Below are 13,231 nucleotides of genomic sequence, written 5' to 3' on the forward strand. Positions count from 1 at the left end.
CCCTGCGGGGTTGGGGTAACCCCGGTCCCAGCGGTATCCATGCACCAACGCCCTGCGGCACGCCAAATACGAAGGCATCCTGGACGGCAATCCAGCCATCACCGTTTTGCACGGTGAAGCGCGTTTCAAGGACGACCAGAGCCTGGTCGTCCGTTTGAACGAGGGTGGCGAGCGCGAGGTAACGTTCGACCGCTGCCTGGTCGCCACCGGTGCCAGTCCGGCCGTGCCGCCGATTCCGGGCCTGAAAGAGTCACCCTACTGGACTTCCACCGAAGCGCTTGTCAGCGACACCATTCCCGCACGCCTGGCCGTGATCGGTTCGTCGGTGGTGGCGTTGGAACTGGCGCAAGCCTTTGCCCGGCTCGGCAGCCAGGTCACGATCCTGGCACGCAGCACCTTGTTCTTCCGGGAAGACCCGGCCATCGGCGAGGCCGTGACAGCCGCTTTCCGCGCCGAGGGCATCGAGGTGCTGGAGCACACGCAAGCCAGCCAGGTCGCCCATGTGAACGGCGAATTCGTGCTGACCACCGGACACGGTGAATTGCGCGCTGACAAGTTGCTGGTTGCCACCGGTCGGGCACCGAATACGCGCAGCCTCGCGCTGGACGCGGCGGGGGTCACTGTCAATGCGCAAGGGGCCATCGTTATCGACCAAGGCATGCGCACGAGCAACCCGAACATCTACGCGGCCGGCGACTGCACCGACCAGCCGCAGTTCGTCTACGTGGCAGCGGCCGCCGGCACCCGTGCCGCGATCAACATGACCGGCGGCGACGCAGCCCTCAATCTGACCGCGATGCCGGCAGTGGTGTTCACCGACCCGCAAGTCGCCACCGTGGGCTACAGCGAGGCGGAAGCGCACCACGATGGCATCGAGACCGACAGTCGCACGCTGACACTCGACAACGTTCCGCGAGCGCTTGCCAACTTCGACACACGCGGCTTCATCAAGCTGGTCATCGAGGAAGGTAGCGGACGGCTCATCGGCGTGCAGGCGGTGGCCCCGGAAGCGGGCGAACTGATCCAGACGGCGGTGCTCGCCATCCGCAACCGCATGACGGTGCAGGAACTGGCCGACCAGTTGTTCCCTACCTGACAATGGTCGAGGGTTGAAGCTTGCGGCGCAGACCTTCAACAAGGACGTGAAGCAGCTTTCCTGCTGCGCTGGATAAAAAAAGGAGGTTTTCAATGAGCGCCTACACCGTGTCCCGGCTGGCCCTTGATGCCGGGGTGAGCGTGCATATCGTGCGCGACTACCTGCTGCGCGGATTGCTGCGTCCGGTGGCGTGCACCCCGGGCGGCTATGGCCTGTTCGATGATGCCGCCTTGCAACGGCTGTGCTTCGTGCGGGCGGCCTTCGAGGCGGGCATCGGCCTGGACGCGCTGGCGCGGCTGTGCCGGGCGCTGGATGCTGCGGACGGCGATGAAGCGGCCGCGCAGCTTGCCGTTCTGCGCCAGTTCGTCGAGCGTCGGCGCGAAGCGTTGGCCGATCTGGAGGTGCAGTTGGCCACCATGCCGACCGAGCCGGCACAGCACGCGGAGAGTCTGCCATGAACAGCCCCGAGCGCTTGCCGTCCGAGACGCACAAACCGATCACCGGCTACCTGTGGGGCGCGCTGGCCGTGCTCACCTGTCCCTGCCATTTGCCGATTCTCGCCATTGTGCTGGCCGGCACGACGGCCGGCGCGTTCATCGGAGAGTACTGGGGTATCGCAGCCCTCACGCTGACCGGTTTGTTCGTCCTGTCTGTGACACGACTGCTGCGGGCCTTCAAAGATCGATCATGAGCGCTTCCCATTGAGACAAACCACGCTGTCGCTACGTTGCCTCATGCGGCATCAAATTCGGCTGAGTAGCTTCTCGCCATCTGGACGTAGCTCACCCTTGGGTGAAACATGCCGATACAGGGTCTGCCGCGTGACGCCAAGTTCCTGGCACAGGTCGCCGACCTTGGTCTCTGGCTGACCCATTGCCGCCATCGCCAGCCGCAGCTTGGCGGCGGTCATCTTGAACGGCCGGCCGCCTTTCCGCCCGCGCGCGCCGAGGCTAGGCCGGCAATCGTGCGCTCCGCGATCAACTCGCGCTCGAACTCGGCCAGGGCGGCGAAGATGCCAAAGACCAGCTTGCCGGCGGCGGTCGTGGTGTCGATGGCCGCGCCGTGCCCGGTTAATACCTTCAAGCCGATGCCGCGCCCAGTCAGGTCGTGCACGGTGTTGATGAGATGTCGCAGGTCGCGTCCGAGCCGATCCAGTTTCCACACGACCAGTGTGTCGCCAGTTCGCAACGCCTTCAGGCAGCTCGTCAAGCCGGGCCGATCCTCGCGCATGCCGGATGCCTGGTCCTCGTAAAGATGTACTGGATCGACCCCGGCGGCAATCAGCGCGTCGCGCTGCAAATCGGTAGCCTGGGAGCCGTCCGCCTTCGATACCCGCATGTAGCCTATCAGCATGTCGTACCTGTCACATATACGTTCGATTATGTGACAGTGTGCGCCGGAAAGTTAAGGTCGTCAAAATTTGTCACTTAACCCGTCATTCTGTCTAAGACATGCAAAGGATCCGTCAGGCTCATAATGTGACAGAAATTCCGTGGCGATGCCTTCCTTCGCGAAGGTGGCGCGCAACTGTTCCAGGAAGCGGGGTCGCGCCGACCATAGGAAGCCAACGCGAACAGCGAGCGTGCCGTCTCGGGGTTGTGCCGCGCTTCAATGATGGCCTCGTCGATGGCCTGGACTGCACGCTGCCAGTGATTGATGGGTTCGGGCTTCGGCGCTTTCGTCGGCAGGCCACTGGTGAACCCTGTTTGGGGCTCGGACCAGAACAGCTTTGCCTGCTCGCCTGGCGGGCTTATGTACCTCACCTCAATCAAGCTGATTGCCGTTGCCGCCGCCTCCAGCATCTGCAACCGTACTGCCGGATTCAGGGTTTCATACGGTCGCCACAGACTTTGCCCAGCACGCAGCGGATGCCCGCAGCCTTCCCAGACTTGGCGGAGATACCCCGCGTAGGTTCCGCACGCCGAAAGCGGTGTGTTCAGCTCATCGAGCAGCGTGCGTAGCAGCCGAAACCACAATCCGGCATGGATGCGTCGGCGCGGCAGCTCCAGGTGACCGGTCGTCAGTGCCTGCCAGGTACGCTGGTCCATCGCCGCAATCGCGTCGCTGGCGGTGCGCGGTTCGGCGTCGGCGTTCTCCCAGCCTAGAAACCGCCCTGGCACGCCCCAATAGGATTCCAGCCGGCAGCCATGCAGCGGGCAGCTCAGCATCAGGGGCAGCTTCCACGCGAGCAGTACGGCTTGGTTCTCCGGATCGTTCAGGCATAGCGGACAGGCGCGGTGTATCGGCTGGCTGGGCAGCCAGGCACGCCAGCTCGTGATGGATCGCGTCTTACGGCGGTGTGTCGGCAGCAACACCGAGCTGGAACGCATAGGTCTCCAATGCATCTGGAATCTGATCATCAAGGCTGTCCAGTAGCCAAGGCACCCAGCCGGCAAAGCTCATGCAACGCAGCCGGTTCAGTTCGATGCGGCGTTGGTGCATGGATACCGCTGGGACCGGGGTTACCCCAACCCGCAGGGGCTTAGACGGCAGCTGCTGAAGTGCGGACGGAGTTCGGGCGTCCAGCGCTCAGCATGCGGTTGAGCACCGCCACCGCAGCATTTGCCTCGGCCTGCTGGCCACGTGGATCACGGGCACGCAACTTTGGCCCGATGATGGCCTTGAAGCGACCCATCGTGGTTTCCACCAGCGCACGTTTGCCGTAGCCATAGGCCTCTTGCCACTCCAGCCGTCCCAAGCTTTGAATCATCAACAGGTGGTTGTCGCGTGTGGTCGGCGCTGCCTCGAATTGCGCGCTGGGCTGGGCGGTAACGCGCGGTGGAATAATGACGTCGATTTGCGTATCGCGTTGGGCAATCCGCTCGTAGGTTGGCTCGCCGTCATAGGCGCCGTCGGCGGTAACAGAGGCGACTTCGTGCTCGATCTGATCAAGCAGTGGACCAACCTGAGATGGGTCATCGACATCCTGGCCAGTCAAGACCGACGCCTCGATGTGCCCCGTGCTGGCGTCCACTGCCAAGTGCAGCTTTCTCCAGCTACGCCGCGACTTTTGTCCGTGCTTTTTCTGCAGCCATTCGCCTGCGCCAAACAGCTTCAGCCCGGTGCTGTCGATCAACAAATGCAGCGGCCCGGCGGGCAGCGCGCACTGGCGTGGCAAAGCCTTGAGGGTCATGCTTCGGCGACTCAAGGTAGTGTGGTCGGGGGCCTTCAGATCAATCTCGAGAAGCTGGAAAATCGACCTCATCAAACCCTCGGTTTGTCGCAGGGCTTGGCCAAATACCAGGCGCAGCATCAGGCTGGTTTGGATGGCCTGATTCGAATAGATGGACTGCCCGCCTGGTGTGCTGCGCGCTTGGGCTGGCCAGAGTTGCATCGCCTGCGGGGTAACCCAGAACGTCAGGCTGCCACGGTTGCGAAGTCCCGATTCATATTCGGGCCAGTTACGCACGAAGTGCCGCATCTTCGGAATATGATGGCGGTGATCGGCGTTGAATTTGTTGGGCATGTGGCGGGAGGCGGTCTTTTTATCAGGGCCGCGAGCCTAACAGAACGCCTGCGCAGTATCCATGCACCAACGCCGATGCGAGATCCAGCGGCGGCCGTCATCGTTGGATGTGGCGATGGTCGACCGTGGCCAGGACGTGGCCAGCCTCGCCGGAAGTGACGATGCTGCAGCTCGACGTGCGCGAGCTGGTGCGCGGTACTGCCTCGCCGGAAGTGGCGATGCTCGAGAAAAAAAGCCGCCTCGATCTCGGGCGGCTCCAGGGGGCAGGGGGCGATCACCGCTTGCAATGCACCAGGTCGTCGTTCACCCACGCACTTTCGACCAGGCCGTTTTCGCGCAGCTCGTCGCACGCTTCGCCTACCTGCTCGCGCCACTTCTTCGGCCGGGTGGAATCCGAGCCGCACATCAGCCGGAACGTCTCCAGCTTGAGCGGGTACGGCTCCTTGTGGGTGGCGAAGTAGTCGAACATGCGCCGCGCGGTGGGCGACAGCTTGCGGTACTTCTCCCACACGAATTTCGTGTAGTGGTCGCCGGCGAACAGCACCACGATTTCGGCGTCGATCTCGACCTGGCAGCGCGACGTGCGCTTGCCGCGATCCAGGACGCGGAAGCGCCGGATCAGCGACACCGATTCGAGCCGGCCGATGCGTTGGGATGAGAACTGCATGGCCGACGCCTGGAGCCGCGTCAGGCATTCCTCGGCCCTTGTGTAGTACCGACCGTTGATTGACCAGTCCAAGTCCTGGCAAAGCTCGTAGAACGTGAAGGAAACCGGCTCTCCGAGCGCGGTGCGCTTCGCGTACTCCAGCACCTGGGCGAATACCAGCTCGTCGTCGTCGGCGCGCAGCTCGATCCCGGTGTAGGTGATCTCCACGTCTTTGTTGACGTGGTAGATCGACTGGCCTTGCAGCGCGGCGCGCGGCACCTTCTTGTTGCGGACGGTGAAGATCGCCGACCGCCCGAAGTCGTTGGGCAGTGCCCGCATGTGATCCGGCCAGGAGCCAGGTCGAACAGCGAGCTGCATGTCCTTGATCTGCTGCTTCGTGTGCTTGAGCAAGGCCGTCTGCTTGGCCTCGCTGACCTTCTCGGCCAGCTCACCGCCGGCCGTTCGCTTCTTGGTCGCCATCGCACTACTCCGTTTGTCCTGGGCCAGCGCGCCGATCTGCTCGGCCATCTTGTTCACGGCGGTGCGCGGTTCGGGCGGCAGGCCCATCGTGCGCGCAAGCTCGGCCGATTCCTGCGCCATGCGCTCGGATCGCTCGACGGCGGCACTTGCGGCGTCGGTAGCTTCGGCGGCAAAGCCGCCTCGTTGTCGCCGGCCGTGGCCGGCAGCTCGAAGAGGAACCGGCGGGGCGGAAGGCCCCGCCGGCGCTGCCCGAGTCCCTGCGAGCGGCGGCGGTACGGGCGGCAAGGTCGGTGGCGTCGGCTTCGCTAAGCCCGCCCTCGATGAGCTTGCGCCTGTATTCCTGCTCGTTGAACTCGTTCTGCATCTAATCTCCCTCTAGCATACTGCCCGGCCGTGGCCGGGCCTGGCCTTACTGGCCGCCGCCTGGCGCTTTGGTGTCCAGGTATTCGATTTCCTCGGCGATGAAATCGAACCCGTATTCGGTCTTGCCGTCCTTCTCGTACTTCGTCGGCTCGATGCGGCCCTGGACGAACACCTTGGAGCCTTTGCCCAGGTACTTGCCCGCGTTCTCGGCCAGGCCGCCGAACGACTTGATGCGGAAGAAGTCCGTCTGCTCCTGCTTCGCACCGGCTGCGTTGCGCCACACGCGATTGACAGCCAGGTCGAAAACGGCGCGGGCGCTGTTTTCGCTATGGCGAACGTCGGTATCGCGGGTAAGATTACCGATAAACTGGAACAGGTTGTGGCTCATTCGTCATGCTCCTTTCGCTAATGGAGTCGTCAGTTTAGCTAAACCTGCGTCCGTGGTCAAGAACTTTAGCGGCTAAAATTTTCTGCCGCCCGCACCGAGAAGGCATACGGGCCTTGTACAACTACATCTTCTTCACGAACGTGCTCCGGCTGCTCGATGAGCGGCACATGACGAAAAAGGAGCTATCGAACAGGTCGGGGGTTTCGATCTCCTTCCTGTCCGATCTCACTACTGGCAAAGCCAACCCCTCCCTAAAGGTGATGGAGGACATTGCGCAGGCCCTTGAAACTCCCCTGCCGCTCCTGCTTGAATCGACCGACCTGGACAAAGAAGCCCTTGACACCCTGGCCGGCGGCAAGGCACCCCGAAGCCTGCCGCCAGGCTTCGAGCGCGTGGCGGCCGTGCTGCCAGAACACCAGGCGTTCATCGTCAAGAAGTGGGGCGAAGCGACAAGGAAGAAACTTAGAGGGAGTTGACGCCAGGATGTGAGAAGGGAAGGGAAGCGGCGCGGAACTGAGCCACAAGAGCCAGCCAAGTTTTAGCCGCTAAAGCCCGCCGGGGTGGCTCAACCCCCGGACAACCCATAACGCAAACGCCACGGGTTCGGCGCGAGGGCGCACGGAGCATGCGCCGCGTTGTCGCCTCTTTCGCCCCTGCAATCCGCGATGCAACGTCGCGGCCGAAGTCACCCTTGTGCGCTTCGGTGTTGCGGTCGAAATTAGTTCGGTATATCGTATGAACCTGTGTAGAATGCGCGAAACGCAACGGCATACAGGGCATACGGAATGACCGACCAGAAACCAGAACACAACAGCATCAAGGAACGGGCGAAGAAGAAGCTCGAACGCGACATGGGGCCGGAGCTGCTGGCCGCCCTCAACGATCCCAAGACCGTTGAAATCATGCTCAACGCGGACGGCAAGCTCTGGCTCGAACGCCTGGGCGAGCCGATGAAGTGCATCGGCACGCTGCGCGTCGCGCAGGCGCAAGCCATCATCGAAACCATCGCGGGCTACCACGGCAAGGAAGTCACGCGCTCCAAGCCGATCCTGGAAGGCGAGCTGCCCCTTGATGGCAGTCGCTTCGCCGGCCAGCTCCCGCCGGTTGTGCCCGCACCCACCTTCGCCATTCGGAAGAAGGCCGTCGCCATCTTCACGCTCGATCAGTACGTCGAACGCGGAATCATGACCGCGCCGCAGCGCAGGCATTGATTGCAGTGGTGCGCGCGCACCGGAACATCCTTGTGATCGGCGGCACCGGCTCGGGCAAGACCACGCTGGTGAACGCGATCATCAACGAGATGGTGATTCAAGACCCGACCGAGCGGGTTTTCATCATCGAGGACACCGGCGAAATCCAGTGCGCCGCCGAGAACTACGTCCAGTACCACACCAGCATCGACGTGAACATGACGGCGCTGCTGAAAACCACCCTCCGCATGCGCCCCGACCGAATCCTGGTCGGCGAGGTGCGCGGCCCCGAAGCCCTTGATCTGTTGATGGCCTGGAACACCGGGCACGAAGGAGGTGCTGCAACCCTGCACGCAAACAACGCCAAAGCTGGATTGGATCGGCTCGCCATGCTCATCAGCATGCACCCCGATTCCCCGAAACCCATTGAACCGCTTATCGGCGAGGCGGTTCACGTGGTTGTTCATATCGCCCGCGTCGAAGGCTCGCGGCGCATCCAGGAAATCTTGGAGGTTTCCGGGTTCGCCAACGGCCAGTACATCACCAAAACCCTCTGACTAGGAGTTACGACCAATGCAAGCAACCTTCCCGGCATTCCGCCTCAACCGCAACGCCCTGTTCTACATGGGCCTCTTCGCCCTCCTGGCGTTCTTCCTGCTGGCCCCCCAGCACGCATTCGCCTCCGAGGGCACCGGCGGCTCTCTGCCGTATGAGAGCTGGCTGACCAACCTCCGCAACTCCGTCACCGGCCCGGTGGCCTTCGCGCTGTCGATCATCGGCATCGTGGTCGCCCGGCGGCATCCTGATCTTCGGCGGCGAACTCAACGGCTTCTTCCGCACGTTGATCTTCATCGTCCTGGTCATGGCCCTGCTGGTCGGCGCGCAGAACATGATGAGCACGTTCTTCGGCCGTGGCGCGGAAATCGCCGCCCTGACCGATGGCGCGCTGCACCAGGTCAAGGTCGCCGCGCTGGACGTGGCCGGCTTCCCCGGCGAAGCCGTCATGCGCTGGGCCGAGCGCGGCCACATCGCGGGGTAAGTCATGGCTCTGCGCGCGATCCCCATCCGTAGGGCCGGCAACCGAGAAAACCTGTTCATGGGCGGGGATCGTGAGCTGGTGATGTTCTCGGGCCTGCTGGCCGGCGCGCTGATTTTCAGCGCCCAAGAAGTGAGGGCAACGGTGTTCGGCATCGCCTTGTGGTTCGGCGCGCTCTTCGCGCTGCGCCTCATGGCGAAGGCCGATCCGAAGCTGCGACACGTGTACCTGCGGCACCGCCGGTACAAGCCGTACTACCCGGCTCGCAGCACGCCCTTCCGTGACAACACGCCGAGTCAAGGGAAGCAATACAAATGATCGAAGCAATCGCAATTGCCATTGCTGTGCTCGGTGCGGTTCTGTTGCTCATCCTCTTTGCCCGCATCCGGGCTGTCGATGCCGAGCTGAAGCTCAAGAAGCATCGCGCCAAGGATGCCGGCCTGGCCGATCTGCTCAATTACGCCGCCGTGGTCGATGACGGCGTGATCGTGGGCAAGAACGGCTCCTTTATGGCCGCCTGGCTGTACAAGGGTGATGACAACGCCAGCAGCACCGAGGAACAGCGGGAAATGGTGTCGTTCCGCATCAACCAGGCCCTGGCGGGCCTGGGGAACGGCTGGATGGTGCATGTCGATGCTGTGCGTCGGCCTGCGCCGAACTACTCGGAGCGGGGCGTGTCATCGTTCCCCGACTCCGTTTCCTTCGCCATTGACGAGGAACGCCGGCGCTTGTTCGAGGGCCTGGGCGCGATGTTCGAGGGCTACTTTGTCCTGACCGTCACGTGGTTCCCGCCAGTGCTGGCCCAGCGCAAGTTTGTCGAACTCATGTTCGATGACGATGCGGTGGCTCCCGACCATACGGCGCGCACTACGGGCCTGATTGCGCAGTTCAAGCGCGAGATCACCAGCCTGGAATCGCGCCTGTCCTCGGCGGTCAAGATGACGCGCCTGCGCGGCCAAAAAGTCGTGTCGGAAGAGGGCAGGGAAGTCACGCACGATGACTTCCTGAGCTGGTTGCAGTTCTGCGTGACGGGCCTCCATCACCCGGTCATGCTGCCCAGCAATCCGATGTACCTCGATGCGGTAATCGGCGGGCAAGAGCTGTGGGGCGGCGTCGTGCCCAAGATCGGGCGCAAGTTCATCCAGGTGGTCGCCATCGAAGGCTTCCCCTTGGAGTCAACGCCTGGGGTGCTCTCGGCCCTGGCCGAGCTGCCCAGCGAATACCGCTGGTCGAGCCGCTTCATCTTCATGGATCAGCACGAGTCCTTGAAGCACCTGGACAAGTTCCGCAAGAAGTGGAAGCAGAAGATTCGCGGCTTCTTCGATCAGGTGTTCAACACGAATACCGGCTCGATCAACCAGGACGCGGCCGCGATGGTCGGCGACGCCGAGGCGGCCATCGCCGAGGTCAACAGCGGCTTGGTGGCGGCCGGCTACTACACCAGCGTAGTCGTGCTGATGGACGAGGATCGGGAGCGCCTGGCGGCCTCCGCGCTCCTGGTCGAGAAGGCCGTCAACCGCCTGGCCTTCGCGGCCCGTATCGAGACGATCAACACGCTCGATGCGTACCTGGGCAGCTTGCCCGGCCACGGCGTCGAGAACGTGCGCCGGCCGCTCATCAACACGATGAACCTGGCCGACCTGCTGCCGACAAGCTCGATCTGGACGGGCAGCGCCACGGCTCCGTGCCCGATGTACCCGCCGCTGTCGCCGGCGCTCATGCACTGCGTGACGGTGGGCGCTACGCCGTTCCGCCTGAACCTGCACGTGCGCGACCTGGGCCACACCTTCATGTTCGGCCCGACCGGCGCAGGCAAATCGACGCACCTGGGCATCATCGCCGCGCAGCTCCGTCGCTACGCCGGCATGTCGATCTACGCCTTCGACAAGGGCATGTCGATGTACCCACTCGCGGCCGGCATCCGCGCGGCCACGAAGGGCAAGAGCGGCCTGCATTTCACGGTGGCCGCCGACGATGACCGCCTGGCGTTCTGCCCGCTCCAGTTCCTCGAAACGAAGGGGGATAGGGCCTGGGCGATGGAGTGGATCGACACCATCCTGGCGTTGAACGGCGTCAACACCACGCCGGCGCAGCGCAACGAGATCGGCAACGCGATCATGAGCATGCACGCCAGCGGCGCGCGCACGCTCTCCGAGTTCTCGGTGACGATTCAGGACGAGGCGATCCGCGAGGCCATCAAGCAGTACACGGTGGACGGCTCGATGGGCCACCTGCTCGACGCCGAAGAGGACGGCCTGTCGCTGTCCGACTTCACGGTGTTCGAGATCGAAGAGCTGATGAACCTGGGCGAGAAGTTCGCGCTGCCGGTGCTGCTCTACCTGTTCCGCCGCATCGAGCGCGCACTGAAAGGCCAGCCCTCCGTCATCATCCTGGACGAAGCCTGGTTGATGCTGGGCCACCGCGTTCCGCGCCAAGATCAGGAATGGCTCAAGGTGCTGCGCAAGGCCAACTGCCTTGTGCTGATGGCGACGCAAAGCCTCTCCGACGCGGCCAACTCGGGCATCTTGGACGTGATCGTGGAATCGACCGCGACCAAGATTTTCCTGCCTAACGTCTACGCCAGGGATGAGGACACATCGGCGCTCTATCGCCGTATGGGCCTCAACGCGCGTCAGATCGAAATCCTGGCGACTGCCATTCCGAAGCGTCAGTACTACTACGTCTCGGAGAACGGCCGCCGTCTCTATGACCTTGCCCTGGGGCCGATGGCCCTGGCCTTCGTCGGTGCGTCCGACAAGGAATCGGTCGCCACCATCAAGAGCCTCGAAGCCAAGTTCGGCCACGAATGGGTGCATGAGTGGCTGGCCGGCCGTGGGCTGAATCTCAACGACTACCTGGAGGCCGCATGAGCATCGCCGACACCCTCAAGGGCTTGATCTTCAAGAAGCCCGCCAACTCCGCCGAGCCGCGCGATCCGCGCCGCTCGAAGGAACCGCTCGCCGGCGGCCGCCGTGCGGGCGAGGCCGAGAACCCTACCTGGCCGCGCGCCGCACCTGGAACGATCACGTGGGCGGCGTCGTCTCGCAGCGCCAAACCTGGCAGGTGATAGGCATCCTGTCGCTGTTGATCGCGCTGGCCGGCGTGGGTGGCGTGATCCACATCGGCAGCCAGTCGAAGTTCATCCCCTACGTGGTCGAGGTGGACAAGCTGGGCCAGACGGTGGCCGCCGGCCCGGTGCAGGCCGCAGGGAAGGCCGATCCGCGTGTCATCCACGCCGCCGTTGCGGACTGGATGAGCTGCGCGCGCATGGTGTCGCCTGACGTGGCCTTGCAGCGCAAGTGCGTGTTCAAGGCGTACTCGATGCTCGCCCCCAACGATCCGGCGACGCCAAAGATGAACGAGTGGTTGAACGGCACGCCCGATTCCAGCCCGTTCAAGCGCGCCGAGAAGGAAATGGTCAGCGTCGAGATCAAGACCGTCATCCCGCAAACGCCCGACACCTGGCAAGTCGAGTGGGTGGAAACCACGCGCGACCGCCAAGGCACGCTGAAAGGTCAGCCCGTCACCTGGCGCGCGCTCGTGACTACCTACATCGCCGAGGTCACGCCCAACACCACCGATGAGCAACTGCGGAACAACCCGTTGAGCATCTACGTGCGTGATTACTCCTGGTCCCGCATCCAATGAATTCGAGGTCATCCACCATGAAGAAAACCCTCTCCGCTTTGATCGTGGGCGCTGCTGTGGCGGTGCCCTCCCTGGCTCTGGCCGCCCCTGGCGACGACATTGCCGACAAGTATTTCAACAAGACCAACCCGACGCTGACCGCTCAAGAGCGCGCGGCGCTCGCCATCGCCAAACGGTGGGAAGCGGGGTCGGCGACCGGCATCAAGCCGGTGGCCGGCTCGGGCGGTGCCATCAAGTTCGTGTACGGCGCGCAGCAGCCGAGCATCGTTGCGCGGTGCTCCAGGTGTGCGACGTGGCCTTGCAGCCCGGCGAACAAGTGAACTCGATCAACCTGGGCGACACGGCCAGGTGGACGGTGGAACCGGCCATCACCGGCAGCGGCGCGACCGAGGTTCAGCACCTCATCATCAAGCCGATGGACGTGGGCCTCGAAACCAGCCTGGTTGTGACCACGAACCGCCGCAGCTACCACTTCCGCCTGCGCTCGCATCGCACCGAGTACATGCCGCAAGTCTCGTTCACGTACCCCGAGGAAGCGCAAGCCAAGTGGGACGCGATCCAGCGCCGCGAGAAGCAGGAACGCACCGACAACACCCTGCCGGCGACGGGCGAGTACCTGGGCGATCTCTCGTTCGACTATGAGCTGTCCGGGTCGGCGAGCTGGAAGCCTGTGCGCGTCTACAACGATGGCCGCAAGACCATCATCGAAATGCCCGGCACGATGCAGCAGACCGAAGCGCCGACGCTCCTGGTCGTGCGCAAAGAGGGCGGCTTGTTCACCGACGACGAAACGGTGCTGGTCAATTACCGCGTGCAGGGCAATCGCTACATCGTGGACACGGTGTTTGACCACGCGATCCTGATTGCCGGTGTTGGCAGTAGCCAAGACCGCGTGACCATCAGCCGGAGGAAGTGACC

General features: G+C 63.5%; 11 protein-coding genes and 6 pseudogenes. 12 read left to right on the forward strand and 5 right to left on the reverse strand.

What is annotated here, in order from left to right:
* Positions 1-49 precede the first annotated feature (49 nt).
* The 3 genes and pseudogenes from merA to merE form a co-directional block, all read left to right on the forward strand.
* Positions 50-1,172 (forward strand): annotated as a pseudogene (gene merA, locus L3V85_RS36745) (mercury(II) reductase); the annotation flags it as partial.
* Positions 1,173-1,188: 16 nt separating this feature from the next.
* Positions 1,189-1,554 carry a mercury resistance co-regulator MerD gene (merD, locus tag L3V85_RS36750; RefSeq protein WP_003465059.1) on the forward strand — a complete coding sequence of 122 codons (366 nt, stop codon included), beginning with the start codon at positions 1,189-1,191 and terminating at the stop codon, positions 1,552-1,554.
* Positions 1,551-1,787 (forward strand): broad-spectrum mercury transporter MerE, encoded by a 237-nt coding sequence (gene merE / locus L3V85_RS36755; RefSeq protein ID WP_001087809.1) that lies wholly within the window; start codon positions 1,551-1,553, stop codon positions 1,785-1,787. Before merD ends, merE begins: the two co-directional genes overlap by 4 nt.
* 51 nt (positions 1,788-1,838) lie before the next feature.
* Here merE and L3V85_RS36760 read toward each other — a convergent pair.
* From L3V85_RS36760 to L3V85_RS36780, 5 genes and pseudogenes are all read right to left on the reverse strand, one after another.
* Positions 1,839-2,449: pseudogene (locus L3V85_RS36760) on the reverse strand (recombinase family protein).
* 60 nt (positions 2,450-2,509) lie between these two features.
* Positions 2,510-3,538 (reverse strand): annotated as a pseudogene (locus L3V85_RS36765) (TniQ family protein); the annotation flags it as partial.
* Between the two features lie 40 nt (positions 3,539-3,578).
* Complete coding sequence (locus tag L3V85_RS36770) at positions 3,579-4,562, reverse strand: IS5 family transposase (protein ID WP_237676703.1); 984 nt, start codon at positions 4,560-4,562, stop codon at positions 3,579-3,581.
* Positions 4,563-4,836: 274 nt separating this feature from the next.
* Positions 4,837-5,808 (reverse strand): plasmid replication initiator TrfA, encoded by a 972-nt coding sequence (gene trfA / locus L3V85_RS36775; RefSeq protein ID WP_237677449.1) that lies wholly within the window; start codon positions 5,806-5,808, stop codon positions 4,837-4,839.
* Between the two features lie 289 nt (positions 5,809-6,097).
* Positions 6,098-6,439 carry a single-stranded DNA-binding protein gene (locus tag L3V85_RS36780; protein ID WP_000019167.1) on the reverse strand — a complete coding sequence of 114 codons (342 nt, stop codon included), beginning with the start codon at positions 6,437-6,439 and terminating at the stop codon, positions 6,098-6,100.
* Between the two features lie 113 nt (positions 6,440-6,552).
* Here L3V85_RS36780 and L3V85_RS36785 point away from each other — a divergent pair, with 113 nt between their 5' ends.
* The 9 genes and pseudogenes from L3V85_RS36785 (at position 6,553) to trbG (ending at position 13,229) form a co-directional block, all read left to right on the forward strand.
* Positions 6,553-6,915 (forward strand): transcriptional regulator, encoded by a 363-nt coding sequence (locus L3V85_RS36785; protein WP_011137961.1) that lies wholly within the window; start codon positions 6,553-6,555, stop codon positions 6,913-6,915.
* A gap of 309 nt (positions 6,916-7,224) precedes the next feature.
* Positions 7,225-7,650 (forward strand): hypothetical protein, encoded by a 426-nt coding sequence (locus tag L3V85_RS36790; protein ID WP_237677450.1) that lies wholly within the window; start codon positions 7,225-7,227, stop codon positions 7,648-7,650.
* A pseudogene (locus tag L3V85_RS36795) lies at positions 7,617-8,186 on the forward strand (ATPase, T2SS/T4P/T4SS family); the annotation flags it as partial. The gene L3V85_RS36790 and the pseudogene L3V85_RS36795, both read left to right, overlap by 34 nt.
* A gap of 16 nt (positions 8,187-8,202) precedes the next feature.
* Positions 8,203-8,668: pseudogene (gene trbC, locus L3V85_RS37485) on the forward strand (conjugal transfer system pilin TrbC).
* A 3-nt stretch (positions 8,669-8,671) separates the two neighbouring features.
* A complete protein-coding gene (locus L3V85_RS36805; protein ID WP_001207961.1) occupies positions 8,672-8,983 on the forward strand; it encodes a conjugal transfer protein TrbD in 312 nt (103 codons plus the stop codon).
* Complete coding sequence (locus tag L3V85_RS36810; RefSeq protein WP_237677451.1) at positions 8,980-11,535, forward strand: VirB4 family type IV secretion/conjugal transfer ATPase; 2,556 nt, start codon at positions 8,980-8,982, stop codon at positions 11,533-11,535. The genes L3V85_RS36805 and L3V85_RS36810 overlap by 4 nt, the downstream gene beginning before the upstream one ends.
* Complete coding sequence (locus L3V85_RS36815; RefSeq protein WP_237677452.1) at positions 11,532-11,732, forward strand: hypothetical protein; 201 nt, start codon at positions 11,532-11,534, stop codon at positions 11,730-11,732. The genes L3V85_RS36810 and L3V85_RS36815 overlap by 4 nt, the downstream gene beginning before the upstream one ends.
* Entirely contained in the window at positions 11,693-12,313 is a 621-nt protein-coding gene (locus L3V85_RS36820; protein ID WP_001665054.1) for a conjugal transfer protein TrbF, read from the forward strand. The genes L3V85_RS36815 and L3V85_RS36820 overlap by 40 nt, the downstream gene beginning before the upstream one ends.
* A gap of 17 nt (positions 12,314-12,330) precedes the next feature.
* Positions 12,331-13,229: pseudogene (gene trbG / locus L3V85_RS36825) on the forward strand (P-type conjugative transfer protein TrbG).
* Positions 13,230-13,231: the final 2 nt, after the last annotated feature.

The organism is Variovorax paradoxus, assembly GCF_022009635.1.
GTDB lineage: Bacteria > Pseudomonadota > Gammaproteobacteria > Burkholderiales > Burkholderiaceae_C > Variovorax.